General features: G+C 65.5%; 24 protein-coding genes. 13 read left to right on the top strand and 11 right to left on the bottom strand.

What is annotated here, in order from left to right:
* Positions 1 to 4: 4 nt before the first annotated feature.
* The 5 genes from ACWGRX_RS16760 to ACWGRX_RS16740 all read left to right on the top strand — a co-directional run bounded on the left by ACWGRX_RS16760 (position 5) and on the right by ACWGRX_RS16740 (position 5,061).
* Entirely contained in the window at positions 5 to 991 is a 987-nt protein-coding gene (locus tag ACWGRX_RS16760) for an NADPH:quinone oxidoreductase family protein (protein ID WP_452118456.1), read from the top strand.
* Complete coding sequence (locus ACWGRX_RS16755) at positions 988 to 2,433, top strand: 3-hydroxyacyl-CoA dehydrogenase NAD-binding domain-containing protein (RefSeq protein WP_452118455.1); 1,446 nt, start codon at positions 988 to 990, stop codon at positions 2,431 to 2,433. The genes ACWGRX_RS16760 and ACWGRX_RS16755 overlap by 4 nt, the downstream gene beginning before the upstream one ends.
* A 77-nt stretch (positions 2,434 to 2,510) precedes the next feature.
* Positions 2,511 to 3,374 (top strand): MaoC/PaaZ C-terminal domain-containing protein, encoded by an 864-nt coding sequence (locus ACWGRX_RS16750; protein ID WP_452118454.1) that lies wholly within the window; start codon positions 2,511 to 2,513, stop codon positions 3,372 to 3,374.
* Between the two features lie 90 nt (positions 3,375 to 3,464).
* Positions 3,465 to 4,187, top strand: coding sequence for an acetoacetyl-CoA reductase (phbB, locus tag ACWGRX_RS16745; protein ID WP_452118453.1), 723 nt, complete (start codon positions 3,465 to 3,467; stop codon positions 4,185 to 4,187).
* A 61-nt stretch (positions 4,188 to 4,248) separates the two neighbouring features.
* Positions 4,249 to 5,061: an SDR family NAD(P)-dependent oxidoreductase gene (locus tag ACWGRX_RS16740; RefSeq protein ID WP_452118452.1), complete on the top strand. Its 813-nt coding sequence runs from the start codon at positions 4,249 to 4,251 to the stop codon at positions 5,059 to 5,061.
* A 99-nt stretch (positions 5,062 to 5,160) separates the two neighbouring features.
* Here ACWGRX_RS16740 and ACWGRX_RS16735 read toward each other — a convergent pair whose 3' ends face one another.
* Positions 5,161 to 6,093 carry a hydroxymethylglutaryl-CoA lyase gene (locus ACWGRX_RS16735; protein ID WP_452118451.1) on the bottom strand — a complete coding sequence of 311 codons (933 nt, stop codon included), beginning with the start codon at positions 6,091 to 6,093 and terminating at the stop codon, positions 5,161 to 5,163.
* Between the two features lie 80 nt (positions 6,094 to 6,173).
* Entirely contained in the window at positions 6,174 to 7,085 is a 912-nt protein-coding gene (locus ACWGRX_RS16730; protein ID WP_452118450.1) for a LysR family transcriptional regulator, read from the bottom strand.
* 226 nt (positions 7,086 to 7,311) lie between these two features.
* Here ACWGRX_RS16730 and ACWGRX_RS16725 point away from each other — a divergent pair, with 226 nt between their 5' ends.
* The 5 genes from ACWGRX_RS16725 to ACWGRX_RS16705 all read left to right on the top strand — a co-directional run bounded on the left by ACWGRX_RS16725 (position 7,312) and on the right by ACWGRX_RS16705 (position 12,444).
* On the top strand, positions 7,312 to 8,271 hold the full coding sequence (locus ACWGRX_RS16725; RefSeq protein WP_452118449.1) for an SMP-30/gluconolactonase/LRE family protein: 960 nt from the start codon (positions 7,312 to 7,314) through the stop codon (positions 8,269 to 8,271).
* A gap of 139 nt (positions 8,272 to 8,410) precedes the next feature.
* On the top strand, positions 8,411 to 9,433 hold the full coding sequence (locus tag ACWGRX_RS16720; protein ID WP_452118448.1) for a TRAP transporter substrate-binding protein: 1,023 nt from the start codon (positions 8,411 to 8,413) through the stop codon (positions 9,431 to 9,433).
* Complete coding sequence (locus tag ACWGRX_RS16715; RefSeq protein ID WP_291650628.1) at positions 9,433 to 10,008, top strand: TRAP transporter small permease; 576 nt, start codon at positions 9,433 to 9,435, stop codon at positions 10,006 to 10,008. The genes ACWGRX_RS16720 and ACWGRX_RS16715 overlap by 1 nt, the downstream gene beginning before the upstream one ends.
* A complete protein-coding gene (locus ACWGRX_RS16710) occupies positions 9,992 to 11,269 on the top strand; it encodes a TRAP transporter large permease (RefSeq protein ID WP_291650630.1) in 1,278 nt (425 codons plus the stop codon). The genes ACWGRX_RS16715 and ACWGRX_RS16710 overlap by 17 nt, the downstream gene beginning before the upstream one ends.
* Before the next feature lie 17 nt (positions 11,270 to 11,286).
* Positions 11,287 to 12,444 carry a CaiB/BaiF CoA transferase family protein gene (locus tag ACWGRX_RS16705; protein ID WP_452118447.1) on the top strand — a complete coding sequence of 386 codons (1,158 nt, stop codon included), beginning with the start codon at positions 11,287 to 11,289 and terminating at the stop codon, positions 12,442 to 12,444.
* A gap of 480 nt (positions 12,445 to 12,924) precedes the next feature.
* Here the strand turns inward: ACWGRX_RS16705 and ACWGRX_RS16700 are convergent, their stop codons facing one another.
* From ACWGRX_RS16700 to ACWGRX_RS16670, 7 genes are all read right to left on the bottom strand, one after another.
* Complete coding sequence (locus ACWGRX_RS16700) at positions 12,925 to 14,097, bottom strand: acyl-CoA dehydrogenase family protein (protein WP_452118446.1); 1,173 nt, start codon at positions 14,095 to 14,097, stop codon at positions 12,925 to 12,927.
* Positions 14,098 to 14,173: 76 nt separating this feature from the next.
* The gene (locus ACWGRX_RS16695) at positions 14,174 to 15,409 is read right to left on the bottom strand and encodes an acyl-CoA dehydrogenase family protein (RefSeq protein WP_452118445.1); all 1,236 of its coding nucleotides are present in this window, start codon (positions 15,407 to 15,409) and stop codon (positions 14,174 to 14,176) included.
* 1 nt (position 15,410) lies between these two features.
* Positions 15,411 to 15,827 (bottom strand): Zn-ribbon domain-containing OB-fold protein, encoded by a 417-nt coding sequence (locus ACWGRX_RS16690; RefSeq protein ID WP_452118444.1) that lies wholly within the window; start codon positions 15,825 to 15,827, stop codon positions 15,411 to 15,413.
* Between the two features lie 10 nt (positions 15,828 to 15,837).
* Positions 15,838 to 17,001 carry an acetyl-CoA acetyltransferase gene (locus ACWGRX_RS16685; protein ID WP_291642095.1) on the bottom strand — a complete coding sequence of 388 codons (1,164 nt, stop codon included), beginning with the start codon at positions 16,999 to 17,001 and terminating at the stop codon, positions 15,838 to 15,840.
* Between the two features lie 2 nt (positions 17,002 to 17,003).
* Complete coding sequence (locus ACWGRX_RS16680) at positions 17,004 to 17,405, bottom strand: MaoC family dehydratase (RefSeq protein WP_452118443.1); 402 nt, start codon at positions 17,403 to 17,405, stop codon at positions 17,004 to 17,006.
* Positions 17,402 to 17,656, bottom strand: a complete 255-nt coding sequence (locus tag ACWGRX_RS16675; protein ID WP_291642090.1) for a hypothetical protein — start codon at positions 17,654 to 17,656, stop codon at positions 17,402 to 17,404. Before ACWGRX_RS16675 ends, ACWGRX_RS16680 begins: the two co-directional genes overlap by 4 nt.
* Before the next feature lie 150 nt (positions 17,657 to 17,806).
* The gene (locus ACWGRX_RS16670; protein WP_452118442.1) at positions 17,807 to 18,718 is read right to left on the bottom strand and encodes an SDR family oxidoreductase; all 912 of its coding nucleotides are present in this window, start codon (positions 18,716 to 18,718) and stop codon (positions 17,807 to 17,809) included.
* Positions 18,719 to 19,036: 318 nt separating this feature from the next.
* Here ACWGRX_RS16670 and ACWGRX_RS16665 point away from each other — a divergent pair, with 318 nt between their 5' ends.
* From ACWGRX_RS16665 to ACWGRX_RS16655, 3 genes are read left to right on the top strand one after another with little or no spacing between them, the layout of a single operon-like run.
* Complete coding sequence (locus ACWGRX_RS16665) at positions 19,037 to 20,023, top strand: HpcH/HpaI aldolase/citrate lyase family protein (RefSeq protein WP_452118441.1); 987 nt, start codon at positions 19,037 to 19,039, stop codon at positions 20,021 to 20,023.
* A 5-nt stretch (positions 20,024 to 20,028) separates the two neighbouring features.
* Positions 20,029 to 21,129 (top strand): MaoC family dehydratase, encoded by a 1,101-nt coding sequence (locus ACWGRX_RS16660; protein ID WP_452118480.1) that lies wholly within the window; start codon positions 20,029 to 20,031, stop codon positions 21,127 to 21,129.
* An 18-nt stretch (positions 21,130 to 21,147) separates the two neighbouring features.
* The gene (locus tag ACWGRX_RS16655; RefSeq protein ID WP_452118440.1) at positions 21,148 to 22,014 is read left to right on the top strand and encodes an HpcH/HpaI aldolase/citrate lyase family protein; all 867 of its coding nucleotides are present in this window, start codon (positions 21,148 to 21,150) and stop codon (positions 22,012 to 22,014) included.
* 26 nt (positions 22,015 to 22,040) lie between these two features.
* Here ACWGRX_RS16655 and ACWGRX_RS16650 read toward each other — a convergent pair whose 3' ends face one another.
* Both ACWGRX_RS16650 and ACWGRX_RS16645 read right to left on the bottom strand, forming a co-directional pair.
* On the bottom strand, positions 22,041 to 23,252 hold the full coding sequence (locus ACWGRX_RS16650) for a CaiB/BaiF CoA transferase family protein (RefSeq protein WP_452118439.1): 1,212 nt from the start codon (positions 23,250 to 23,252) through the stop codon (positions 22,041 to 22,043).
* A gap of 1 nt (position 23,253) precedes the next feature.
* Positions 23,254 to 24,183 carry an electron transfer flavoprotein subunit alpha/FixB family protein gene (locus tag ACWGRX_RS16645; protein WP_452118438.1) on the bottom strand — a complete coding sequence of 310 codons (930 nt, stop codon included), beginning with the start codon at positions 24,181 to 24,183 and terminating at the stop codon, positions 23,254 to 23,256.
* Positions 24,184 to 24,303 lie beyond the last annotated feature (120 nt).

The raw sequence follows: 24,303 nt of genomic DNA, 5'->3' as shown, positions 1-24,303 counted from the left end.
GGTAGTGGTAAGCAGGAACGCGCCGTTCGAGGAGATCGAGATCGGCCAGTTGCCGGATCCGGTGCCAGGGCCGGGCGAAGTCGTGGTCGATGTCGCCGCCGCCGAAGCGAACTATCCCGATATCCTGGCGATCGAGGGGCGCTATCAGATCAAGCCGCCACTGCCGTTCTCACCCGGAAAATCGGCTGCCGGTCGCATTTCCGCCGTCGGCGAAGGCGTCAGCACCTTCAAGACCGGCGACTTCGTCTCCGTGCAGGTCGAGTACGGCGCCTATGCCGAGAAGCTGCGGGTTGCCGCCGCTCACTGCTTCCACGCCCCCGCTGGCATCCCGGCCGAGAAGGCGGCGGCGCTCGGGCTAGTCTACCAGACCGCCTGGTTCGCCCTGAAGGATCGCGCCTCCTTCAAGCCGGGCGAGATCGTGCTCGTGCTCGGCGCCTCGGGGGGTGTCGGCGTCGCAAGCGTGCAGCTCGCCAAGGCGCTCGGCGCAAGGATGGTGATCGCCGGGGTTCTCGGTGCCGAGAATGCGAAGGTCGCGCGCGAAGCCGGCGCCGACCATGTCATCGAGCTAGGTGATCCGGAGCTGCGCGAGAGCCTGCGCCGCCAGGTCGGCGAATTCACTAGCGGACATGGCGTCGACGTGGTGATCGACCCCGTCGGCGGCGACGCCAATGCCGCCGCGCTGCGCGCCATGGCCTGGTGCGGCCGCCTCGTGGTGATCGGCTTCGCCAGCGGCACTATCCCGGCGATCAAGGCCAACTACCTGCTGGTCAAGAACATCGCGGTCAGCGGCCTGCAATGGTCGGATTATCGCGACCGCACACCGGAGCGCATGCAGGAGGCCCAGCGCGAGATCTTCGCGCTCTATGTCGGCGGCAAGATCGATCCGATGATCAGCCGGGTTCTGCCGCTGGCCGAGTTCAAGGAGGCGCTGCGTTCGCTGCGCGACGGCAAGGCCCAGGGCAAGATCATTCTCTCGGTCCGGCCGTCGTGAGCGCGCTCAAGCAAACCAGCGTGGTCGGGGTCGTCGGTGCCGGCGCGATGGGCGCCGGCATCGCCCAGATCGCCGCCTCCGCCGGCCACCGGGTCCTGCTGCTCGACAACGCTGCCGACGCCGCGGAGCGGGCGCGCAATCGCATCGGCGACGACCTCGCCCGCCTGGTCGACAGAAAGCGCCTCTCCGAAGCCTCCCGCTCGGCCTGCCTGGCGAACATCGTGCCGGTCAGCGAGCTTTCCGAATTCGCGGCAGCCGGGCTGGTGGTCGAGGCGATCATCGAGGACCTCGCGGCAAAGCAGGCACTGTTTCGCAGCCTCGAGATGATCGTCGGCGAGGACACGATCCTGGCGACGAACACATCGTCGATCTCTGTGACCGCCATCGCCGCCGGGCTGGCAAGGCCTTCGCGCGTCGCCGGTTTCCATTTCTTCAATCCGGCCCCGATCATGAAGCTGGTCGAGGTGGTACGGGCGGCCCAGTCCGACCCTGCGGTGATCGCAACCCTCGTCGCCACTGCGACGCTCTGGGGCAAGGTTGCCATCGTCGCGCGGTCGACGCCCGGCTTCGTCGTCAACCGCGTCGCTCGCCCCTATTACGGCGAGGCGCTGCGGCTGCTCGAGGAGGAGGCCACGACGCCTGCCGCGGTCGACGCCATCCTCACCCAGGGCGGCGGCTTCCGGATGGGGCCCTGCGCCCTGATGGACCTGATCGGCCATGACGTGAACTATGCGGTGACGCGTTCGGTCTTCGAGGCCTTCTCCTATGACCCGCGCTATCGCCCCTCGACGCTTCAGAAGGAAATGGTCGAGGCCGGCTGGCTCGGGCGCAAGAGCGGCAAGGGCTTCTTCGACTATGGCGCAGCGCCTGCTCCAGCAGCCGCAGCCGCAGTCGGCGGAGAGGGCGCCAAGTCGCTGCCGGTCCTCGACGGGGCGTCGTTTTCCTGTGCCGGCGTGCTGATCGCGCGCAGCGACGGCCGTAGCGCGGCTGACCGTGCGCTCGCCGAGGGGCGCCCGGTCGCCCTCTACGACGTGACCTCCGATCCTCGGGCGAGCCTGGTCGCGCTCGCGCTTTCGCCCGATGTCCCGGAAGCGGCCCGCGCCGCGATCGGCGCTTTCATCGGCGGCGGCGTGCGTCAGATCAGCCTCATCGCGGATCGGCCGGGCATGATCGTGCTGCGGACGGTCGCCATGCTGGCCAACGAGGCCTTCGAGGCCGCACTGGTCGGCGTCGCCTCGCTCGAGGAGATCGATGCGGCAATGGTCAACGGGGCGAACTATCCGATCGGCCCCGCCGCCTGGGCGCGAAGGATCGGTCTCGGCTCGATCCTGGCGGCGCTCGACGCGATCGAGGCGGCGACCGGCGACCCGCGCTATCGCGCTTCGCTCGGCCTGCGGCTGGCGGTGGCGCACCAGCAGCTCCTCGCGCGCGCCGCAGCCTAGGCGAAGAACGCCTTCCCATCGAGGGACGCGCGCCACCGCGTGCCCGCCCTCCTTCAAGCAAGGAAAGCCAGAGTTTCATGCCGCTCGATCCAAGCCGCTTTCTGGGCCGCCGCTATCCGGACAGAGAATTCTCCTACACCGAGCGCGACACGATGCTCTACGCGCTGAGCGTCGGCATGGCGCAGGATCCGACCGACCGGCGCGAACTCGCCTTCGTCTGCGGGCCGGAGCCGCGGGTCCTGCCCTCCCAGGCGACGGTGATCGCCTGGGACTACAGCTTCATCGAAGGCAGCGGCATCGACGAGGTGATGATCCTGCACGGCGCCCAATCGGTCGAGATCCACAACCCGTTGCCGCCGGCCGCGACGATTGTCTCGGAGTTTCGCATAAGCGATCTGTTCGACAAGGGGCCGGGCAAGGGCGCGGTGATCGTCGCCGAAATCAGGATCCGCGAAAAACATTCCGGCACGCCGCTCTGCACCAATCTCTGGACCTCCTACGCCCGCGGCGAAGGTGGCTTCGGCGGCGAAAAGGGCCCGAGCGCGCCGAAGGCGAATTATCCGGATCGCCCCCCCGACGCGATGATCGACACCCCGACCAACCGGAACCAGCCGCTGTTCTACCGGCTGCTCGGTGACGTCAATCCGCATCACTTCGACCCGGATTTCGCCAAGGCAGCCGGGTTTGAGCGCCCGATCCTGCACGGCAATTGCACCTTCGGCATCGCCTGCCGGTCCGTGGTGATCGCCACCTGCGACTACCGGCCGGAAAGATTGAGCCGGATCAGCTGCCAGTTCAGTGCTCCCGGCCTGCCGGGCGACACCGTCCGGACAGAAATCTGGCGCGAGGGCGGGAATGTGATCTTCCGGGCCTTCTCGCTGGAGAGCGGCGCCGAACTCATCGGCAACGGCCTCGCCAGCATCGGCGACGCAGCCGCCTGAGCAGGCTTCGTCGCCATCCGTCCATCCCATAACCCATCCGAGCGGGCGCAGCGCTGGAGCGCCCTGCCCGTCATGAAACAGGAGCATATCGTGTCGAAAGTGGCGCTCGTCACAGGCGGGACCCGCGGGATTGGCGCTGCCATCGCGCGTGGCCTGAAGGAAGCCGGCTACACCGTGGCGGCAAGTTTCGTCGGCAATACCGCAGCGGCCGAGGAGTTCCGCGAGGAGACCGGAATCCCGGTGTTCCGCTGGGATGTCGGCAGCTCCGAGGAATGCCGTCGCGGCGTTGACGAGGTGACGCAGGCGCTCGGGCCGATCGAGGTCCTGGTCAACAATGCCGGCATCACCCGCGACCGTGCCTTCCGTAAGATGTCCGACGAGGACTGGCATGTGGTGATGAACACCAACCTGCACTCGGCGTTCTACATGACACGAGCGGTCATCGAGGGGATGCGCGAGCGGCACTATGGCCGGATCATCAACATCTCCTCGATCAACGGCCAGCGGGGTCGCTACGGGCAGGTCAACTACTCGACGGCGAAGGCCGCCCTCTACGGCCTGACCAAGGCGCTCGCCATGGAATATGCCCGCCGCGGCATCACTGTGAACGCCATTGCTCCCGGCCATATCGACACCGAGATCGTCCGGTCCTCCAGCCCGGAACTGGTCGCGAGCCTGCTCGCCGAGATCCCGGTCGGCCGCCTCGGCACGCCGGAGGACATCGCCCGCTGCGTCTGCTTCCTGGCATCCGAGCAAGCCGATTTCCTTACGGGATCGACGATCACCGCCAATGGCGGAACCTATCTGATCTGACCTGCCGCGGGATCCGGGGCTCCGGCCGGCGGACGGCCGGCGGTGGAAGAAGGAACGAGACATGCTGCTCGATGGAAAAACCGCGGTCGTGACCGGCTGCGGCGGCGGACTCGGCCTGGCCATCGCCAGGACGCTGGCGAGCCATGGCGCCCGTATCGTCGCCATGGACCGCAGCCCTGAGCGCGCGGACGAGGCCGCCAGGGAGCTGCTGGCGAGCACGGAGCGCCAAGCCATCGCGATCGCTGTCGACGTCTCCTCGGCAGCGGCGGTCGCCGAGGCGTTCGCAAAGCTGGACCGGCATCAGGCCCGGATCGATATCCTGGTCAATTGCGCCGGCATTCGCGAGGTCTCCAGGATCTACGATCTCGACCCCGCCGAGTGGGAGCGCGTCATCGCCGTCAATCTGAGCGGGCCGTTCTACGTCACGCGCGAAGCCGCGCTGAGAATGCGCGAGACCGGCGGCGGATCGATCGTCAATGTCGCATCCGTCGCCGGCATCATGGGCCTGACGCATCGGCCGGCCTATACGGCGAGCAAGCATGGGCTGGTCGGCCTGACCCGGAACCTGGCGCGCGATCTGGCGGGCGACGGCATCCGCGTCAACGCCGTCGCGCCGGGCACCATCCGCACGCCGATGACCGAAGGCTTTTTCGACGATGAAGGCTTCCGCAACGGGCTCCGGGAAGTCGTGCCGCTCGGCGACAAGGGAAGCTCCGACGATGTCGCCAACGCCGTGCTCTTCCTGGCATCGCCGCTCGCCGGCTTCGTCAACGGCGTCGTCCTGCCGGTCGATGGCGGCTGGAGCGCCGAAAAGGCCTACACCATTGGCGGCGGAGGCAATGGATATACTGCCGCGGCGGCAAGGACGTCCTGAACGGGTAGCGTCGAGGAAACGCAAGGACCAGTTCGAAACAGCCAAGCGATGATTGACGCGGGCTGCACGCGCAGCCCGCGCATCGGAGCGCGAAACGACTCAGGCAGCACAGGCAGCCGGGCCACCGCCGGCCATCGCACGTTCACGTGGCATGGCGAGGACGTGACTGCGCACGGTCTGCGGGGCGAAGGACAGCGCCAGCTCGGCGGCCTCGAGCAGCTTGGCGAGGTCGATGCCCGTATCCACGCCCATGCGCTCGAACAGATAGACCAGATCCTCGCTGGCGATGTTGCCGGTCGCGCCCGGTGCGAAGGGACAGCCGCCGAGACCGCCGGCCGCGCCGTCGAACGAGCGGATTCCGGCCTGATAGGCAGCCAGCACATTGGCGATGCCGAAACCGGCCGTATCGTGGCCGTGGAACGACCAGCGCATGGACGGATAGGCGGCCAGGCAACGCTGCGCCATCCGGCCGACATGGTCGGGCAGCGCCATGCCGGTCGTGTCGGCCAGCGTCAGCTCGATGTCGGCGCGGATTTTTGCGATCTCACCGATGGTCGCGAACACCGCATCCTCGTCCATCGTACCCTCGAAGGGGCAGTGGAAGCTTGTCGCCAGGCCGACGCGGACGGTCAGGTGGTTGTCGGGGTCGACCTCCGCCAGGGTCGCCTTGAGATCCTCGATCGAGGCGGCGGTCGGGCGGCGCACATTGCTCATATTGTGCGCGTTCGACATCGAGATCACGAAGATCAGCTCATCGATGCCGGCCGCGATCGCGCGACGCGCACCCTTGCCGTTCGGCACGAGCGCCACCTTGTGAAGGCCCGGCAACGGCCCGAGCCGGGCGACGACCTCGTCCATATCGGCCATTTGCGGAATCGCCTTCGGGCTGACGAAGGAGCCGATCTCCATCCGCTTCACGCCGGCCGCCACGAGGGCGTGGATCAGCTCCAGCTTCGAATCAGTCGGCACGAACGCCGCGATGTTCTGAAGCCCGTCGCGCGGTGCGACTTCGACGATTTCGACGCTGGCCATCACTAGTCCTCCCATGGCGGCGTCGCATTCCCGCGCCGCCTTCATCCTGAGGACTTAGCGAGCTGCGTCGCGGGCGACCATTATCGATTGGGAAGCGAGCCCTTCGTGGCAGGCAAATGCAGGGGCACCGCATCGGGGCCGCGCAGATGGTTGAGAAGCAGCCTGGCGGCGGCAGTGAGCTTGGGCTCGTCGCGCGTGCAGATCATCAGCCGGCGCAGCGCCCAGGAATCGGAGAACGGCACGGCCACGATCCTGTCCTTGGCACAGTAGATGCGCGCAATGCCGGCGGGCACGATCGTGATCCCGAAGCCGTATTCGACCATCTGCACGGCTGCGGTGAAAGTGACGACCTCGATCCGGAAGGAGATGTCGACGCCTGCTTGCGCAGCCGAGTTGGCGAGCAGCACCTGCAGCGAAGAGCCGGTTTCCAGGCTGATGAAATCATAGCCGGTGATCTCCGGCAGCGTCAGCGATGCACGCTCTGCCAGCGGGTGAGAATGGGGCATCAGCGCCACCAGCGCGTCCCGCTTGTACTCGTAGATCTCCAGCCCTTCGGGCAATTGGCTATGTTCGGCGAAGATGCCGATGTCGCCGAGCCCGTCCTGCATGGACTGGACCACGTTCGGGCTGGTCTCCTCGCGCAGCAGGATCTTGATCTTCGGATAAGCTGTCCGGAAGGCCGCGAGCTCCTGCGGCAGATGCTGCACGACCGCGGACTGATGCGCATGGAGCCGGGCCTGCCCCTCTTCGCCCTTGCTGAAGACGCTGAGTTCCGCCGCCATCCGGTTCACGTCGTCGAACAGGCCAGCGGTGTGCCTGGCCAGCGCGTCCCCGGCGGGAGTCGCGGTCATGCCGCGCGCGTGCCGGTAGAACAGGGGGGTGCCGATCTCGAGCTCGAGATCCTGGATGCGCTTGCTGATGGCGGAGGGGGCGATGTGCTCGCGTTCCGCCGCCTTGGTCATGTTCCCTTGCCGGTAAACGGCCAGAAACATACGCAAGGTGGTCAGATCCGGCCGGAAATTCATACCTCGTCCCGTTCCTCGATATGTGTGTTCACGGATCGAGAACGCGGGCGTTCCGATTCACGACTATTCGCCGGCCCGGCTTCGAGTAGGCTCTCCGTCCAACACCGCAGCCAATGGCGGTGAGCGAACATAAATCGGCACCGGCAGCAAGCGGTAGCCGTATCGGGTTGGATGACGTCTACAAGGAATTCAAATGCTTTCCGTCGATACGAGCGCGCTCGCTTATGTGGGCGAGGATCTTTCACGCGCCGAATGCGTCATGGCGACCCGGTCCGGCGACCTTTTCATGCCCGACAAGCGCGGCGGCATCGCGGTCATACGCAGCGACGGCAGGACCGAATTGATCCGTGCGAAGAACGGGCCGAACGGGTTTCTGCCCAACGGCTTCGCGCTGATGCCCGACCGCAGCTTCCTGATCGCCGATCTCGGGCCGGAAGGCGGCGTCTGGCACATGCGCCCCGATGGCGAGATGTCCCCCAAGCTGCTGGAAATCGACGGCCGCCATATCGAGCCGACGAATTTCGTGGGCACCGACGCCAAGGGCCGCGTCTGGGTCAGCGTTTCGACCAAGCTGATCCCGCGTGAGCACTCGATGAAGAAGGGCCATGCCGACGGCTACATCATCCTCATCGACGAGAAGGGGGCGAGGGTCGTTGCCGATGGGCTCGGGTTCACCAACGAGGCGATCGTCGATCCAACCGGACGCTGGCTCTATGTCAACGAGACGATCGCACGCCGGACCAGCCGCTTCGCCATTTCCGAAGACGGCTCGCTCGGCCCGCGCGAGACCTTCGCCCAGTATGGCGCGGCGAGCTTCCCCGACGGTTTCGCCTTCGATGCCGAAGGCGCGGTCTGGACCGTGACCGTGGTGTCCAACCGGGTCATCCGCACCACGCAGGACGGCGTGCAGCAGGTGATCTTCGAGGACAGCGACGCAAAGGCGATCGACGAGGCCGAGCAGGCCTTCCAGAACGGCACCTATACCCGCGCGCATCTCGACGCGGGCGGACGGCGCCCGGCCGGCAATCTTTCCGGCATCGCTTTCGGTGGCCCCGACCTGAAGACGGTCTATCTCGGCTCGCTCTTCGCGCCCCATCTGGCGAGCTTCCGCTCGCCCATCGCCGGGGCGCCGCCGGTCCACTGGGAATTCTGAGACAACAGCGAACCCCGGCGAACGCGCGCAGATTCGGCTCTCTGCCGGGCCGTGAAGCCCCATCTGCGCCGAGCGCCGGAAGCGAAGGCAACCGATACAAGCCGGGGCGGTCAACGCTACCGAAAAGAGGGAGAAACAGATGACGATCCGGATCGACCGACGCACCTTGATGGGCGGCGCCCTGCTCGGCGGTGCTGGCACCGCGCTCGGCATGCCCAGCATCGCGCGGGCCCAGACCAAGACCCTCAAGATCGCGACGATCGCATTGGTCAACAGCCCCTGGCACAAGGCGCTGAACCGTTTCAAGGAGGTCGTCGAAAGCGAGAGCGGTGGCCGCTACAATGTCAGCGTCTACACCGACGGCCAGCTCGGCGACATCGCCCAGCTTCTGTCGGCGATGCAGCTCGGAACGGTCGATTTTTCCTATTTCGGGCTGTCGTCGATCTCCTTCGTGCGCGGCGGGGAAGCCTTCAACGTGTTCTACGTCCCCTACCTGTTCAAGAACGGGGAGTGGGCGGAGAAGATCATCAACTCCGATGCCGAACTGCAGGGCATGTTCGACAAGATGGCGACGAGCGCCGGGGTGCGCGTCTTCGGCGCCTGGGGGCAGCGCTCATCGCGCGCCATCCAGAGCACGCGCGGGCCGATCATGATGCCGGAGGACGTCAAGGGCCTGCGCCTTCGGATTCCGGCCATCCCCATGCTGCGGGCGATGTTCGACCGCCTCGGCGCCCAGTCGACGCCGCTCGGCATGCTGGAGATCTACAGCGCGCTTTCGCGCGGCACGGTCGACGGCCAGGACAACGGCTTCGACCTCGCGATTCCGCCGCGCTTCCACGAGGCCGCGAAGTTCTGGTCGGCCACGGACCATGTCAACGAGCTCGTCGGCTTCTTCGGCTCCGAGCGGCTGTGGAAGGGCCTGAACGAGGCTGATCGCGAACTCTTCCGCAAGGCCTCCCGCGAGGCCGGCATGGTCACCACCCAGCTGACCAAGCAGCTCGACACGGATGCGATCGAAATCCTGAAGAAGGCCGGCTGCACCTATGTCGTTCCCGACATCGCCGCCTTCCGCAAGGCGGTCGCCGGCGTCGAGGACGATCTCGAGGGCAAGATGTGGCCGAAGGGCTTCGTCGCGCGGCTGCGCAAGCTGCAGGAGGCCTGATGGCCCTCTCGGACGCCGATGCACGGGCGCGGGCGGAGGTGCCCGCGCGCCCGGAGGGTGTGCGCATGCTGACCGTTCCGGTCCACATCCTCGAGACCCTGGTCAAGATCCTGGTCGTCCTGGCCCTGACGGTGGTGCTCGCCTTCACCGTCGGCCAGGTCGCCGACCGTTATGTGCTGAAGACTCAGTTCGACGCACATGACCAGATCGCGCGGATCGGCATGGTCTGGATGGCCTTTCTGGGCTTTGCGCTCGGCGTCCGCAGTCGCGCCAATATCCGGATCGAGGTGATCCAGCATTTCCTGCCGGAAAGTGTCCGGCGCGTCTCCGGCGTGTTCCTGGACGTGGTGATGATGGTAATCGCCATCGCGTTGCTCGTGAACGGCTGGCAATTGCTGGAAGTCGGCTCCTTCCAGGCGATCATGGGCACGCCCTTCTATTACGACGTGATGTACGGGGCGCTCCTCGCCGGGCTCATCCTGCTTGTCATCTTCCTGGCCCTGCGCATCGCGGACACGCTGATGGGCGGCCGTCTCGGCGTAGATGCGGTGACCGATCATGATGATCATCATTAGTACGCTGATCTTTTTCGGCCTGCTCGTCGCGGGGCTCGATGTCGGCTTTGCGATGATCCTCGCCGCCCTCATCGGCATGGTGATGCATGGTGGCATCGATCCGGTGATGGCGCCGTTGACCGTGGTGTCCGGCGTCGACAGCGCGGCGCTGATCACGGTGCCGCTTTTCGTGCTGGCCGGCGAGATCATGAACCGCGGCGGCGTCACCCGCCGCCTGATCGAATGGTCCACGGCCATGGTCGGCCATCTGCGCGGCAGCCTCTCCCAGGTCGCCCTGATGACGAACCTCATCATGGCCGGCATCTCGGGCTCGGCCGTCGCCGATGCGACCGCGACCGGCTCGATCCTGATCCCGTCGATGAAGAAGGAGGGTTACAAGCCCGGCTATGCCGCCGCCGTGATCGCCGCCGGCGCGATGCTGGGCCCGATCCTGCCGCCCTCGATCCCGCTGATCATCTACGCCATCATGGCCAATCTCTCGATCGGCAAGCTGTTCCTCGCCGGTGTCGTGCCGGGGCTGATGCTCTTTGCCGGCTATATGGCGATCTGCGCCTGGGTGGCGCGGCGCGAGGGCTATGCCGCCAAGCCGGCCGCGAGCTGGGCCGAGCGGGCGACGTCCACCCGCGCCTCGATCTGGGCGCTGCTGGTACCGGTCCTGATCATCGTCGGGATCCGCTCGGGCGTGATCACCGAGACGGAAGCCGCCGGGGTGATCTGCGTCTATGCGCTGATCGTCGGCATGGCGATCTATCGCGATCTCAAGGTCCGCAGCCTCGGCGAGGTTTTCCTGGCGGCCGGCAAGACCTCCGCGGTCATCCTGTTCCTGCTCGCCGCGGCAGGACCATTCGCCTGGCTGCTCAACGAGTCGCACATCGCCACGCGCATTTCGCAGGGCATCCTGTCGATCTCGAATGACCCGCTGATCATCCTGCTTATCGTCAACGTGATGCTCTTCGTGGTCGGCATGATCCTGGAGCCGCTGCCGGCCCTGGTCATGTTCGTTCCGACGCTGCTGCCGATCCAGGCCCAGCTCGGCCTCGACCCGATCCAGTTCGCCATGATCGTCGTGCTGAACCTGATGATCGGGATGCTGCACCCGCCGATCGGGCTGCTGCTCTTCGTGACCGGCGCGGTCGGCCGCGTTCCGCTCTGGCCCATCGCTGTCCAGCTCTTGCCCTTCCTTGGCTGGTCGCTGGTCGTTCTGGTCCTGATTTCGATCTTCCCGGGCATCGTCACCTGGCTGCCAAACCTCTCCTTCTAATCCCAAAGAGGCTGTAAATGCCGTTGACCGGCCTACGAATCGTCGATCTCACGCGCGTCATCTCCGGTCCGTTCTGCACGATGCTGCTGGCCGATCTGGGCGCCGACGTCATCAAGATAGAACCGCCCGAGGGCGATCCACTGCGCACGCAGGGCAGCGGCCGCAACGGCCTGAGCTGGTATTACGCATCCTTCAACCGCAACAAGCGCTCGGTCGTCCTCGATCTGAAGACGGAGGAGGGCAAGCGCGGCCTGGAGAAGCTGCTCGCCGATGCCGATGCGGTGATCGATAATTTTCGCCCCGGCGTGATGCAGCGCCTGGGCTTCGGCGAGGAGCGCCTGCAGCAGATCAGGCCGGGCATCATCACCTGCTCGATCACCGGCTTCGGTGCGGATGGTCCATATCGCGATCGGCCGGCCTTCGATTTCATCGCGCAGGCCATGAGCGGCTTCATGAGCGTCAACGGCGGCAAGGATGATCCGCCGCAGCGCAGCGGCCTGCCGATCAGCGATCTGGTCTGCGGCATCTACGGCGCGCTCGGGCTCTGCGCCGCACTGCTCGGCCGCGAGCGCAACGGAGGAGCCGAGCGGGTCGATGTCAGCCTGACGAACTCGATGGTCAGCCTGCTCGCCTATACGGCCTCGCATTACTTCGCGACCGGCGAGGTCCTGCCCAGAACCGGCAACGACCATCCGATCGCCTCGCCCTATGGTCTCTTCAGGACACGCGATGGTCAGATCGCGATCGCGCCCAGCGACAATGTCTTCTTCGGTCGCCTGATGGATGCGCTGGACCTGCCGAAGGTCAAGAACGACCCGGACTTCGCCGATAATTTCCGCCGGGTGGAGCATCGCGGCAGGCTGCGGGAGCTGGTCGAGGAAAAACTGAGCGAGCGCGATTCCACCGACTGGATCGAACGGCTCAATGCCGCCGGTGTCCCATGCGGGCCGATCTACGATCTCAAGGGGGTTTTCTCGGACCCGCAGATCGCATCGCAGAAGATGGCGATCGACGTGCCGACTGCCGCGCATGACACTGTCCGGATGCTGGGCTTCCCCATCAAGCTGAAGGAGCGCGCCTGTCAGGTTCGCCGGCCGCCCCCGCAACTGGGAGAGCACACGGTCGAACTGCTGAATCCTGGTGCGGAGCTGAGGAAACACGCGGCGCGTTCGTGACCGCGCATGGCAAGGATCCGCCGGAAATCGTTGACTGACGGCATCTGGGGAAAATCCCCATGATCGCCTTGTCCTGTTGGGCACCAGGAGCGTGAATGGAAGAGCCGTCGGGAGGCTCTCCGTTCATCTTGCGAATGCTTCCGCCCGTAAGCTCAGAGCGCATCGAAATGACCGACGCCTTGAGCGCCGCGTCGTCCGGAAGGGGCGGAGCGACAGCGCTCGTGGCTGAAATGGATCAGCCACGCGCCGTCATGGCCATCGAAGAATGGGCCGCAGCGATCGGCTGCATGCTCCTGCGATCATCGATGCCGATCAGCCCGGCCACATAGAGGCCGGAAATCCACGCCTGCGCCTTGTACCGCGAGGCATCGAGAAAGCGCGCAAGCCGGCCCTCGAGAAAGCCGGACACCCGTGAAACACGCGAAACGCGCCGCGGGGATCCCGAAACGCGCAGGCGCCCCCAAGCATGCCGAAGTCGTGCTAATTCGCCTTGCCGGCTCGGCCGAGGATATGGTCGGAGATGATGCGCATCTGGATTTCCGACGTCCCTTCGAAGATCTTGGTCAGCCGCGCGTCTCGCCAGTGGCGCTCGACCTGATTGAGGGTCGTGTAGCCTCCGCCACCGAGAATCTGCAGCGCTTCGCTGGTCACGCGTTCCGACATCTCCGAGGCGAAGAGCTTCACCATCGAGGCCTCCTTGTCGCAGCGCTCGCCTTGGTCGATCTTGCTGCAGACTGAATATGTCAGCGCACGCGCCGCCTCGATCTCCGTGGCCATCGTCGCGATCTTGAAGCGGATCGCCTGGAAGGAGGCGATCGTCTGCCCGAACTGGCGACGCTGCTGCGCATAGGCGACCGCATCGTCGAGGCCGGCCTGCGCCAGCCCGATCGAGCGGGCGGCCGTATGAGCGCGCGCGGTTTCGAGACCGGCTGTCGCAAGGTAGAAGCCGCGCCCCTCCTCGCCGATCAGATTGGCCGCCGGAACCCGGCACTTGTCGAAAGCCAGCTCCCAGGTCGACCAGCCGAAATAGCCGATCTTGGGGATCGTATTGCCCGCCACGCCCTCTGGCAGCCGGCCACGGGGCTTCTCGACCATGAAGGCCGAAATCCCCCGATGGGGCGCTTTCGGATCGACGTGCTTTTCCGTACGGGCGAACACCATGATGAAATCGGCGCCGTCGGCAAAAGTGCACCAGTACTTGTTGCCGGAGATTTCCCACTCGTCGCCGACGCGCACCGCCCGGCATGAGATGTTCGCCACATCCGAGCCGGCATCGGGTTCCGAGAGCGAGAAGGCGCCGAGAAATTCGCCCCGCGCCATGCGCGGCAGGTAGACCTTCTTCTGCTCCGGCGTCATGGCCTTGAGCGATCCGATCAACGCATTGCCGCGCGCGATCATCGACGCAACGCTCATCCAGCCCCGGGCCAGTTCCTCGGCGACGAGGCAGTACTCGAACGCACCGAGGCCCAGGCCGCCATACTCCTCAGGAATCAGAATCCCGAAATAGCCGAGTTCCGCCATCTGCTCGATGAGCTCTGCCGGAATCTCCCCCCTGACTGGATCGAGGCGGTCGGCGATCGGGCGAACGACTTCGCGGGTGAAATCGCGTGCCGAACTCTGGATCAGCCTGCGTTCTTCGGACAGTTCGGACATTTTCTGGCGCAACCCCTTACCATGATCCGGTTTCGATCAACCGTTGCCGGCCAGCGCAGCCCTTGCGCCGGCCCGCTCAGAACGTGATGCCGTTGGCGATGAGATCGCGGGCGACGGTCCGTTTCTGGATTTCGCTCGTGCCGTCGGGAATTCTCATCGAGCGCGTGAAGCGGTAGCCCTGCTCGAGCCGCAGCTCGTTGGTCAGCCCCATTCCGCCATGCACCTGCATGCAGCGATCGAAGACTCGGTTGGAACTGTCCGTGCAGTGCTGCTTGACGAGCGACGTCTCGGCGAGCGCGCGCTCGCCGCGCTCGAGCCTGAGCGCGCAGTCGACCAGCATCGTCTCGGCGGCATAGAGGTCGGAGGCACTTTCAGCGAGCAGCATCTGCACGGCCTGGTGCTCTGCGATCGGCCTGCCGAACGTCTTGCGCACTTTGGCATATTCGATCGCCTGAACGAGCGCCCAGCGCGCAAGCCCGATGCAGGTGGCGGACATGCCGAGTCGACCGGTGTTCACCCCCTTGAGCGCCACCTTCAGCCCCTGGTCGACAGCCCCGAGCCGGTAGCGGTCGGGCACGCGCAGTCCGTCGAAGGCCAGGATGCCGATCTCGGCACCCAGATGCCCCATGATCGGAATCGTCGAGACGACGCTGAAGCCTGCCCAGCTCGTATCGACGAAAAATCCGGTTATCCCGCCCTTGCGCTGCGCGAACAGTTCGGGATCGGTGATGGCGAAGACCATCGCATAGTCGGCATAGGGCCCGTTGGTGATCCATTGCTTCGAGCCGGTAATGACCCAGTCATCTCCGTCGCGCACGGCGCGCGTCTTGATGCTGAACACGTCCGAACCGGCATCGGGCTCCGACAGGCCGAAGCACAGCGTCTTCTCGCCGGACGCGATCTGCGGGAGATGGCCGGCCCGCACATCGGCGTCGAGGAAGGTCAGCAGCGGCGACAATCCGTTCGTGAAGGGCGACGGAACAACCACCGGATGGATCAGGGTGCGACCAGGCCCGCAATGAGCCGACAGCAGCCAGTTGAGATACACCGACGCAAGGGGGCCGAGCCCGCCGCCGCCGATCTCTTCCGGGCCGAACATAGTGTAGAAGCCGGCCTCGGCCGATTTCATCCGCACGTCGCGCTTGAGGGCCTCGACAGCCGGCGTGAAGCGGCCGGTTTCGTCGAACATGGTCCGCTCGGAGGCAAAGATCGCCTTGTTCGCCGTCTCGATCGGGACGATCTCCTGTTCCACGAAACGGATCAGGCTTTCGCCGATCTGGACGATGTCTTCGGGGAAGGACGACAGGTTCATGTCACTCTTTCTCGAGAACGAATTTCGGAAGCGTCAGATCCGCCGCGACATCGTCGAACTTCACGCGAACCCGATCTCCGATCCTCACGCTGTCGACATCGGCAGTGCTGATATTGGTCAGCATGCGCGGGCCCTCATCGAGGGTGATCATGGCGACCACATAGGGCACGTCGGCCGCGAAGGCCGGGCCGGCGGGCTTGCGCGCGATGGTGTAGGAATAGATCTCGCCGCGCCCCGAGGCATCGGTCCATTCAAGCTCGTCGGAATGGCAGTGCGGGCACAGTTCGCGCGGATAGAAATGGTGCTGGTTGCACGCCTTGCAGCGCGGGATCGACAGCCGATGCTGCTTCGCCGCGCTCCAGAAGGGCTCGCTGCCGGGGTCGATGACCGGTCTGGGCTTTTCGTAGGTGTCCGTCATGGCCGGGCGCTCAGTTGTTCGAGAGGATCACGGTCGCGCCGGATGACAGCGTACCGCCGGTTCCGTGGACGAGCGCGATGGACGGGTCCGCCACTTGACGTGCGCCGGACTGCCCGCGCAGCTGGCGGACGGCTTCCACGAGAAGGAAGATGCCGTACATGCCGGGATGGCAGAACGAGAGCCCGCCGCCATTGGTGTTGAGCGGGAAGGCGCCGCCAGGAGCCGTCCTCTGGCCCGAGACGAACGCTCCGCCCTCGCCAGGCTTGCAGAACCCCAGCGCTTCCAGCGTCATCAGCACCGTGATGGTGAAAGAGTCGTAGCATTCGACCACATCGATCGCGTCATGGCCGATACCGGCCATCTCGAAGGCGCGTTTCGAAGCCATCTCCGCGGCGGTGAGCCGGGCGAGGTCCGGCATCGCACCGATCGACCAATGGGTATGGGCCTCGCCATAGCCGCGCACATGGATCGGCTTCACGCCATGCGCCCTGGCATTCTCCGCCGTCGTCATCACGATGGCGCCGGCTCCGTCGGTGACGAGACAGCAATCGAGCAGTTTCAGCGGATCCGAGATCGGCGTCGATGCCATCACATCGTCGACGGTGATCGGGTCGCGCATCATGGCTGCCGGATTCAGGCTGGCCCAATGGCGCGTCGCGACCGCGATCTCGGCGAGCTGCTCCTCCGTGGTGCCGAACTCGTGCATGTGCCGGCGCGCGGCGAGGGCATAGCCGCCGACCGGCGCCGGAATGCCCCAGATGTTCTCGAACTGCATCGTCAGGATGGACGGGCGCCCGCCCAGCGTTCGGCTGCGCTCGCTCTTCTGCATCGAGCCGTAGACGATGAGCGCGACGTCGCAATAGCCCTTCTCGATCGCCATGGCCGCGTGAGCGACATGCGCCTCGAAGGCAGATCCGCCGATATTGGTCGTGTCCGCGAAGCGCGGATGGATGCCGAGATATTCTCCCAGCGTCAGCGATGGCAGCTGGCCGGGGCCGGGTACGGCCCAGAGGCCGGCAACCAGAAGACCGTCGACATCGCGCATCGGGATGCGCGCATCATCGAGCGCGGCCTTTGCCGCACGGGCCTGAACCTGCAGCACGGACCCGCCGCCGACGACCCGGCCATTTTCCAGGGGGACGTCGCCGACCCCGACAATCACAGCTTCGCGCACGTTCAGCTTCCAGTTTTCGTATCGGGGTGGATGGCGTATCCGGTGAGGATCAGGCGTTCGCCGGCTGTCACGCGCAGCTTGATGCGAAGGCATTCCTGCCCGTCGCGCTCGACATGCTCCTCGGCGGCACCGCTGATCTCGACGGTATCGCCGACGAAGACGGGCCCGACGAAGGTGACCTCGATCTCGCCGGCTTCGTCGAAACGCCCGCCGCTCCACCGGTTCAGCATGTCGGCGACATAGGCCAGCGTCATGAGCCCGTGGGCGATGGTTCGCCCGAACGGGCTCTTCGCCGCATAAACCGGATCGACGTGGATCGGATTGAAGTCACCCGATGCCTGGGCGTATCGGTCGATGGTCGCCTGATCGACCGTGCGAACAAGCGAAAGCGACGCCGCCGTCATTGGTCGGGCCCCCAGATCGAGGTTATGCGCCCGGTTGCGACCAGCGCACCATCGTCTCCATGGGCGCGGAAATCGGACACCACATAGGGTCGGTCCTTGCGCGTGTACTTCTCGACGACCTCGGCCTGGATCGACAGGATCTCGTCGATCCGGACCGCCCGATGGAAGCGGATCGACTGCTTCGCATGAATGCCGCCCGGCGGGCTGCGGCGCGCCGTCAGCAGGTCGATCAGATAGACGGAAGCGATCATCGACGGGACCCGTCGGGGGCCCTCGTTGAAACTGTCGGTCGCCGCCAGAAAGCGATCGACGACATGCGCTTCGATCCGGAAGGCCAGCGGCTGCGGCGGAAAGACGTCGCCGACGCAAACATCCGCATATCGACGATATTCCGCCATCTCTCAGACAGGCATCCAGGGGAACACGTCGCGCGACACCTCCAGCGGCAGGAAGGACGGCCGCAGGGCCGGCAGCATGTGGTCGCGCAGCGTCTCCGGGGTCCAGCCTTCGGAACGGTGCACCGAGCGCGACGGCCTCGGCTGACTCATCAGGAAGATCTCGTTGCCGCGAACCGCAAAGATCTGGCCGGTGACCTCACTCGCGGCGTCGCTCGCAAGAAAGGCCGCCACCGGCGCGATCTTGTCGGGCGTGAGCATCTTCAGGCCCTTGAGACGCTCCTCCTGATCGGGCGTGTTCGGGATGGAGCCGACCATCCGGCTCCACGCGAACGGAGAGATGCAGTTCGAACGGACATTGAATCTGGCCATATCGAGCGCCAGGGACTTGGACAGACCGACGATGCCGAGCTTCGCCGCCGAATAATTGGCCTGGCCGACATTGCCCACCAGCCCCGACGTAGAGGTCATGTTGACGAAGACGCCGCTCTCCTGCCTCCGGAAATGCTCGGCGGCGGCCCGGCTGACATAGAAGCTGCCATAAAGGTGCACTTTGATGACGGTGTCCCAGTCCTCGTCCGTCATCTTGTGGAAGAAGGCATCGCGCAGGATTCCGGCATTGTTCACGACGATGTCGATGCGGCCGAATGTGTCGACGGCGCGCTGCACCATCGCCCGCGCGGACGCCGATTCCGAGACGCTGCCGAAATCCGCCACCGCCTCGCCGCCGGCGGACACGATATCGTTGACGACCTCATTAGCCGGCGCATTTGTTTCATTCTTGCCGTCCAGCGAGACGCCGGGATCGTTCACCACGACCCGGGCGCCGCGCTGGGCCATCATCAACGCGATCTCGCGACCGATGCCGCGACCGGCGCCGGTGATGAGTGCGACCTTGTTTTCGAGCATCTTCGGCATATGCGTATTTCAGCCCTCAGGATTTGCCTGCACCCCGGTGCAGCGTCGCCCCTTCAGACGGGCGGCCCCTGCACTCCCTGCCGTCCTTGAGGAACCCGCTCTCGATCTCAGATGGGCTCTCTGCGGCACATCAATATAACTAACATGCGTTTGAAAATGATGCAACAGCCTATCCCAGCGGCCCGCAATTTCGTCATGCCAGCCCGACCACCCCGAAGCTATGTGCCCACCACTTTGGGCTTTACCCTTTTCTTTTCTAACTATAGTTAGTTTTATAACAAAATGGTTCCGGTGCGGCGCGACGGAAGCGGACTCCGAATGTCGCGCCGTAATACCGGCCGCCAGAGCGCTGGCGTCACAGTGGGAGAAGCTGTCATGGTAAGCAAAATCAAGCGCTTGCGGCGCTGCCAACTGGCCGTCCCGGGATCCAGCGAGAAGATGCTGGCGAAGGCCGCGGGGATGGACGTCGATCACGTCTTCCTGGACCTTGAAGACGCCGTTGCGCCCAACGCCAAGGTGTCGGCCCGCGCGCTGATCGTCACCGCGCTGAACTCGCTCGACTTTGGCCATTCGGTGCGCTGTGTGCGCATCAACGACCTCGACAGCCATTATGCCTATGAAGACATCATCGCGGTCGTCGAGGGCGCCGGCGCCAATCTCGACACGATCCTGGTGCCGAAGGTGCGCAGCGCCTGCGACGTACGCTTCGTCGACCGGCTGCTGACGCAGATCGAGACGAAGCTCGGCCTGCCGCACAGGATCGGCATTGAGGTGCTGATCGAGGAGGCCGAGGCCATCATGCGCGTCGAGGAGATCGCCGGCGCATCGCCGCGTCTCGAGGCCCTGATTTTCGGCATGGGCGACTATTCCGCCTCGCAGGGCATCGATCCGCGCGCGATCTCTGCCGACAGCGGCTATCCCGGGGACATCTGGCACTATGCCCGCTACAAGATGATCATCGCCGCCCGCACCTTCGGTCTCGATCCGGTCGACGGCCCATTCGTCAGCTTCAAGGACAGCCACTGGTACGAGACGGAATGCGTCCGTGCCAAGCAGCTGGGCGCTGTCGGCAAATGGGCGATCCACCCTAGCCAGATCGCGATCGCGCAGAAGGTGTTCAGCCCCACGCAGGACGAGGTGGACCGCGCCTACCGCGCCGTCGCAGCCTATCGCGACGCGCAGGCACAGGGGCTGGGAGCCATCCAGGTGGACGGGCAGATGGTGGACGTGGCCACCGTGCGTCTCGTCCAGCGCACGATCGATCAGGCCGAGCTCGCCGGCATCAGGCCGTCGGAGGGAATCTGATGGCCATGACCAAGTCCAGCTCGGGGAATTTTTTCGAAGATTTCCGCCTGGGGCAGCAATTGCCCCATGCCGTCCCGCGCACCATCACAACCGGGGATGTCGCGCTCTACTCGGCGCTATACGGCATGCGGTTCCCGATCCAGTCATCCGATGCCTTCGCACGCGCAACCGGGCTCTCCCGGGCTCCGGTCGACAACCTCCTGCTCTTCCACGTGATCTTCGGCAAGTCTGTCCCGGATATCTCGCTGAACGCGGTCGCCAATCTCGGCTATGCCGATTGCCGGCTTCTACGGCCGGCCTATCCCGGCGACAGCTTCACGGCACGTTCCGAGGTCATCGGCCTGCGTGAGAACGGCAGCGGCAAGACCGGAATCGTCTATGTGCGGTCGACCGGCTTCAACCAGACCGGCGAGGCGGTGCTCAGCTTCGTCCGGTGGGTGATGGTCGCCAAGCGTGATCACGGCAGACCGGCGCCGGATCCCGTAGTGCCCAGCCTGCCATCGGCGGTGGATGCCGCGGCCCTGGTCGTGCCCGATGGCTTCAATGCCTCCGGATATGACCGCGTCCTTGCCGGCAGCCTCGATCTCTTCGACGATTACGCGATCGGCGAACGCATCGACCACATCGACGGCATGACGATCGAGGAAGCCGAGCATCAGATCGCGACGCGCCTCTACCAGAACACCGCCAAAGGCCATTTCGACGCGGTTGTGCAGCGCGCCGGCCGCTTCGGGCGCCGCATCGTCTATGGCGGCCACATCATGTCGCTCGCGCGCTCGCTGTCCTTCAACGGCCTTGCCAACGCCGCCTTCATCGCAGCGATCAATGGCGGCCGGCACGTCAATCCCACCGCCGCAGGCGACACGATCTATTGCTGGTCCGAGGTCCTCGACAAGCAGGCGCTCGCCGGACGCGACGATGTCGGGGCGCTGCGGCTGCGGACCGTGGCCGTCAAGGATCACGGCTGCGAAGCCTTCCCCGCGCCGGATGCCGACGAGGGCGCCTCGGTGCTGCTGGATGTCGACTACTGGGCACTGATGCCGCGTACCGCTCTCGACACTGCGGCGAGCAACGGCGTCGCGCGTCCTCCGGCCACTCACGCCTAGCATACGGACCTTTTGCGCATGACACGTAGCTTCCGCCGCCGGCGCTCCGCGCTCTACCTCCCGGCCTCGAATGTGAAGGCGCTCACCAAGGTCGCGTCACTTGCCTGTGACGCGGCGATCTTCGATCTCGAGGATGCGGTGGCACCCGAAGCCAAGGCCGAGGCACGCGCCAATCTTCTGGCGCATTTTCACGTGGGAGCCTTCGGCACCGGCCAGGAGCGGGTCATTCGCGCGAACCTTTCCGACGGCTTCGTCGACAGCGAGGACCTGGCACTCGTCCTGCGGAGCGCACCGCACGCCCTGCTCATCCCGAAGGTCGAAACCGCCGAGCAACTGCGCCACACCCGCAAGGCGCTGGACGCAGGCGGCGGGCATGACATCAGGCTCTGGGCGATGATCGAGACGCCGCGCGCCATCGTCGGGCTTCGCGACATCGTCGAGGGCGCCGCTCGCCACGATGTCGGTCTGGACTGCCTCGTCGCGGGAACCAACGATCTCTCGAAGGAAACCGGCGTGCCGCTTCCATTGGGACGCCGGACGATCGAGCATTGGCTCGCCCTCATCGTCATCCACGCCAAGGCCGGCGGAATCGACGTGCTGGACGGCGTCTATAACGACTTCAACGATGAGGCTGGCTTCATGCAGGCATGCCGTGATGGCGCGCTTTCCGGCTTCGACGGCAAAACCCTCATCCATCCGCGGCAGATTGCGCCGGCCAACGCGGCCTTCGCGCCCTCCACGGAGGCGATCGCCGAGGCCCGGACGATTGTGCAGGCCTTCGCCGATCCGGCCAATAGCGGAAAGGGCGTCATCTCGATCGACGGCAAGATGACGGAACTGCTGCATCTGGAAATGGCGCACCGGATGCTCGCGAAACTGAACTGACGCAAGCGGACCGCCGGGCGGCGGCGTCAGCTGATGACGCCGCTCTCCCTCAACTGGGCGATGTCGGACGCCGAGAAGCCGCAGCCGGCCAGGATCCTATCGTTGTGCTCGCCCGCAAGCGGCGCACGTTGCACGACACCACCCGGCGTTGCCGTCATCCGGATCGGCGTCGAAGCAATGGTGACCGGACGCGCAGAACCGGGATGCTCGACCACGGCCAGCATCTCGCGCACCTTCAAATGCGGATCCGCGAAGATGTCTGCGGCGGTGTTCACTTCGCCATAGGGCACGAGCACCCCGAGCGCCTGGCCGATCTGCGCCTTGGTATGCTGCCGGGTCCAGCTTTCGACGATCTCCACCGTCTCGGCACTGTTCTGCAGCCTGTCCGCATTCGTACGAAAACGCGGCTCGCTCGCAAGCTCCGGGCGGCCCATGATCGTCACGAGCTCGGTCCAGAAGCTGTCACGCGGACAGGCAATCGTAACCTGGCCGTCGAGCGCCGGAAACATGCCGAACGGACACAGGATCGGGTGCTGATTGCCCTCCGGCACCGGCGATCTGCCCGTATAGGAATACTGGTAGACCGCCCTCTCGCACAGCGACACGATGCCATCATACATGGCGACGTCGAGGAACTGCCCCTGTCCGGTCACCATGGCATGCCGGTGAGCGGCAAGGATCCCGAAGGCGGCGAGCGTGGCTGGAAAGATGTCCCCGATCCCGGGGCCGATCTTCATCGGCGTCGCCGCGTCGGGGCCGGTGATGCCCATCGCGCCCCCCATCGCCTGCGCCACCACATCGAAGGCCGGGCGATCGACATAGGGGCTCGCGCCGGTGCGCGGGTCGCCGAAGCCACGGATCGCGGCGTAGACAAGACGCGGATTCTCCCTGGCCAGCGTCTCATAGCCGACGCCGAGCCGGTCCATCACGCCGGCCCGGAAATTCTCGACCAGCACATCCGCCTCGCGGACGAGGCGGATCAGGATGTCGCGCCCCTCCGGCTTCTTGAGATCGACCGTGAGGCTGAGCTTGTTGCGGTTCGTGCCCTGGAAATATCCGCCGAAATGGCGCTCGGTATCGTCTTCCGGAAACGGACCGAAGCGCCGCGTCGGATCGCCGTCCACGGGCTCGATCTTGATGACCTCTGCACCGTGATCCGCCAGCATCATCGTGCAGTACGGTCCGGCAAGCATCTGCGTCAGGTCGATGACACGGATGCCGGTGAGGGCTCCGGGCATCTCAAAGTGCCGCTTCGAGTTCGGGGAGGATGGTGAAAAGGTCGCCGACGATACCGTAATCCGCGACCTGGAAGATCGGGGCTTCGTCGTCCTTGTTGATGGCTACGATGATCTTCGAATCCTTCATGCCCGCCAAGTGCTGGATGGCCCCGGAAATGCCGGCCGCGATGTAGAGCTCGGGCGCGACCACCTTGCCGGTCTGGCCGACCTGCCAGTCATTTGGCGCGTAGCCGGCATCGACGGCCGCCCGCGAGGCACCGACGGCTGCACCGAGCTTGTCGGCAACCGGCTCGATCACGGCCTTGAAATTCTCCGTCGAACCAAGGGCACGGCCGCCCGCGATGATGATCCTGGCGGCGGTGAGGTCGGGGCGGTCGCTGGCGGAGAGCTTGTTTTCGATGAAGCTCGACAGGTCCGGATTGGCCGCGGCCTGGATACTCTCCACCGCGGCCGAGCCGCCCTCGCCCACCGCCTGGAAGGATGCCGTGCGCACGGTGATCACCGTCTTCACGTCGCGCGTCCGCACCGTCTGGATGGCGTTTCCGGCATAGATCGGCCGCTTGAAGGTGTCTGGCGAGACCACCTCGACGATCTCCGAAACCTGAGCGACGTCGAGCAGGGCCGCGATCCGCGGCGCCACGTTCTTGCCCGAGGCGGTGGCCGGCGCGACGATCATGTCATAGTCGCCGGCCAGTGAAACCACCAGCGCCGCCAGCGGCTCGGCCAGCCGCTCGGTGAGTTCGTCTGCGTCGGCGAGGAGCACCTTGCGGACGCCTTGCAACCTGGCGACGGCAGCCGCCGGGCCTTTCGCGTCCTTGCCCGCCACCAGCACATCGACCTCGGAACCGATCCTGGCCGCAGCGGCAAGGGCCTTGCCGGTTTGCTCGGACAGCGTCGCGTTGTCATGTTCGGCGATCAGCAGAATGGGCATTGTCTTGTCCTTTCAAGGTTCGCTGCGGCGCCGGCGGCCACCTCCCCTGGTCAGGGAAGACGCGCGCTTTGCAAGACAGCGCATGAGAGCGGAAGGAGTATGGGAAGAGGTTGACCTGGA

This window comes from Allobosea sp. NPDC055594, assembly GCF_053618995.1.
The sequence above is the reverse complement of the archived record's forward strand: the minus strand, read 5'-3'. Positions and strand labels throughout refer to the sequence as shown.

Excerpts from the sequence above, each read along its gene's own strand:
- ACWGRX_RS16735 (WP_452118451.1), bottom strand. The coding sequence starts at position 6,093 with ATGGCCAGCGTCGAAATCGTCGAAGTCGCACCGCGCGACGGGCTTCAG.
- ACWGRX_RS16715 (WP_291650628.1), top strand. The coding sequence starts at position 9,433 with ATGGCCCTCTCGGACGCCGATGCACGGGCGCGGGCGGAGGTGCCCGCG.
- ACWGRX_RS16750 (WP_452118454.1), top strand. The coding sequence starts at position 2,511 with ATGCCGCTCGATCCAAGCCGCTTTCTGGGCCGCCGCTATCCGGACAGA.
- ACWGRX_RS16675 (WP_291642090.1), bottom strand. The coding sequence starts at position 17,656 with ATGATCGCTTCCGTCTATCTGATCGACCTGCTGACGGCGCGCCGCAGC.
- ACWGRX_RS16730 (WP_452118450.1), bottom strand. The coding sequence starts at position 7,085 with ATGTTTCTGGCCGTTTACCGGCAAGGGAACATGACCAAGGCGGCGGAA.
- ACWGRX_RS16670 (WP_452118442.1), bottom strand. The coding sequence starts at position 18,718 with ATGCCGAAGATGCTCGAAAACAAGGTCGCACTCATCACCGGCGCCGGT.
- ACWGRX_RS16700 (WP_452118446.1), bottom strand. The coding sequence starts at position 14,097 with ATGTCCGAACTGTCCGAAGAACGCAGGCTGATCCAGAGTTCGGCACGC.
- ACWGRX_RS16720 (WP_452118448.1), top strand. The coding sequence starts at position 8,411 with ATGACGATCCGGATCGACCGACGCACCTTGATGGGCGGCGCCCTGCTC.
- ACWGRX_RS16680 (WP_452118443.1), bottom strand. The coding sequence starts at position 17,405 with ATGACGGCGGCGTCGCTTTCGCTTGTTCGCACGGTCGATCAGGCGACC.
- ACWGRX_RS16725 (WP_452118449.1), top strand. The coding sequence starts at position 7,312 with ATGCTTTCCGTCGATACGAGCGCGCTCGCTTATGTGGGCGAGGATCTT.
- ACWGRX_RS16650 (WP_452118439.1), bottom strand. The coding sequence starts at position 23,252 with ATGCCCGGAGCCCTCACCGGCATCCGTGTCATCGACCTGACGCAGATG.
- ACWGRX_RS16665 (WP_452118441.1), top strand. The coding sequence starts at position 19,037 with ATGTCGCGCCGTAATACCGGCCGCCAGAGCGCTGGCGTCACAGTGGGA.
- ACWGRX_RS16710 (WP_291650630.1), top strand. The coding sequence starts at position 9,992 with ATGATGATCATCATTAGTACGCTGATCTTTTTCGGCCTGCTCGTCGCG.
- ACWGRX_RS16645 (WP_452118438.1), bottom strand. The coding sequence starts at position 24,183 with ATGCCCATTCTGCTGATCGCCGAACATGACAACGCGACGCTGTCCGAG.
- ACWGRX_RS16690 (WP_452118444.1), bottom strand. The coding sequence starts at position 15,827 with ATGACGGACACCTACGAAAAGCCCAGACCGGTCATCGACCCCGGCAGC.
- ACWGRX_RS16705 (WP_452118447.1), top strand. The coding sequence starts at position 11,287 with ATGCCGTTGACCGGCCTACGAATCGTCGATCTCACGCGCGTCATCTCC.
- ACWGRX_RS16695 (WP_452118445.1), bottom strand. The coding sequence starts at position 15,409 with ATGAACCTGTCGTCCTTCCCCGAAGACATCGTCCAGATCGGCGAAAGC.
- ACWGRX_RS16740 (WP_452118452.1), top strand. The coding sequence starts at position 4,249 with ATGCTGCTCGATGGAAAAACCGCGGTCGTGACCGGCTGCGGCGGCGGA.
- ACWGRX_RS16655 (WP_452118440.1), top strand. The coding sequence starts at position 21,148 with ATGACACGTAGCTTCCGCCGCCGGCGCTCCGCGCTCTACCTCCCGGCC.
- ACWGRX_RS16660 (WP_452118480.1), top strand. The coding sequence starts at position 20,029 with ATGACCAAGTCCAGCTCGGGGAATTTTTTCGAAGATTTCCGCCTGGGG.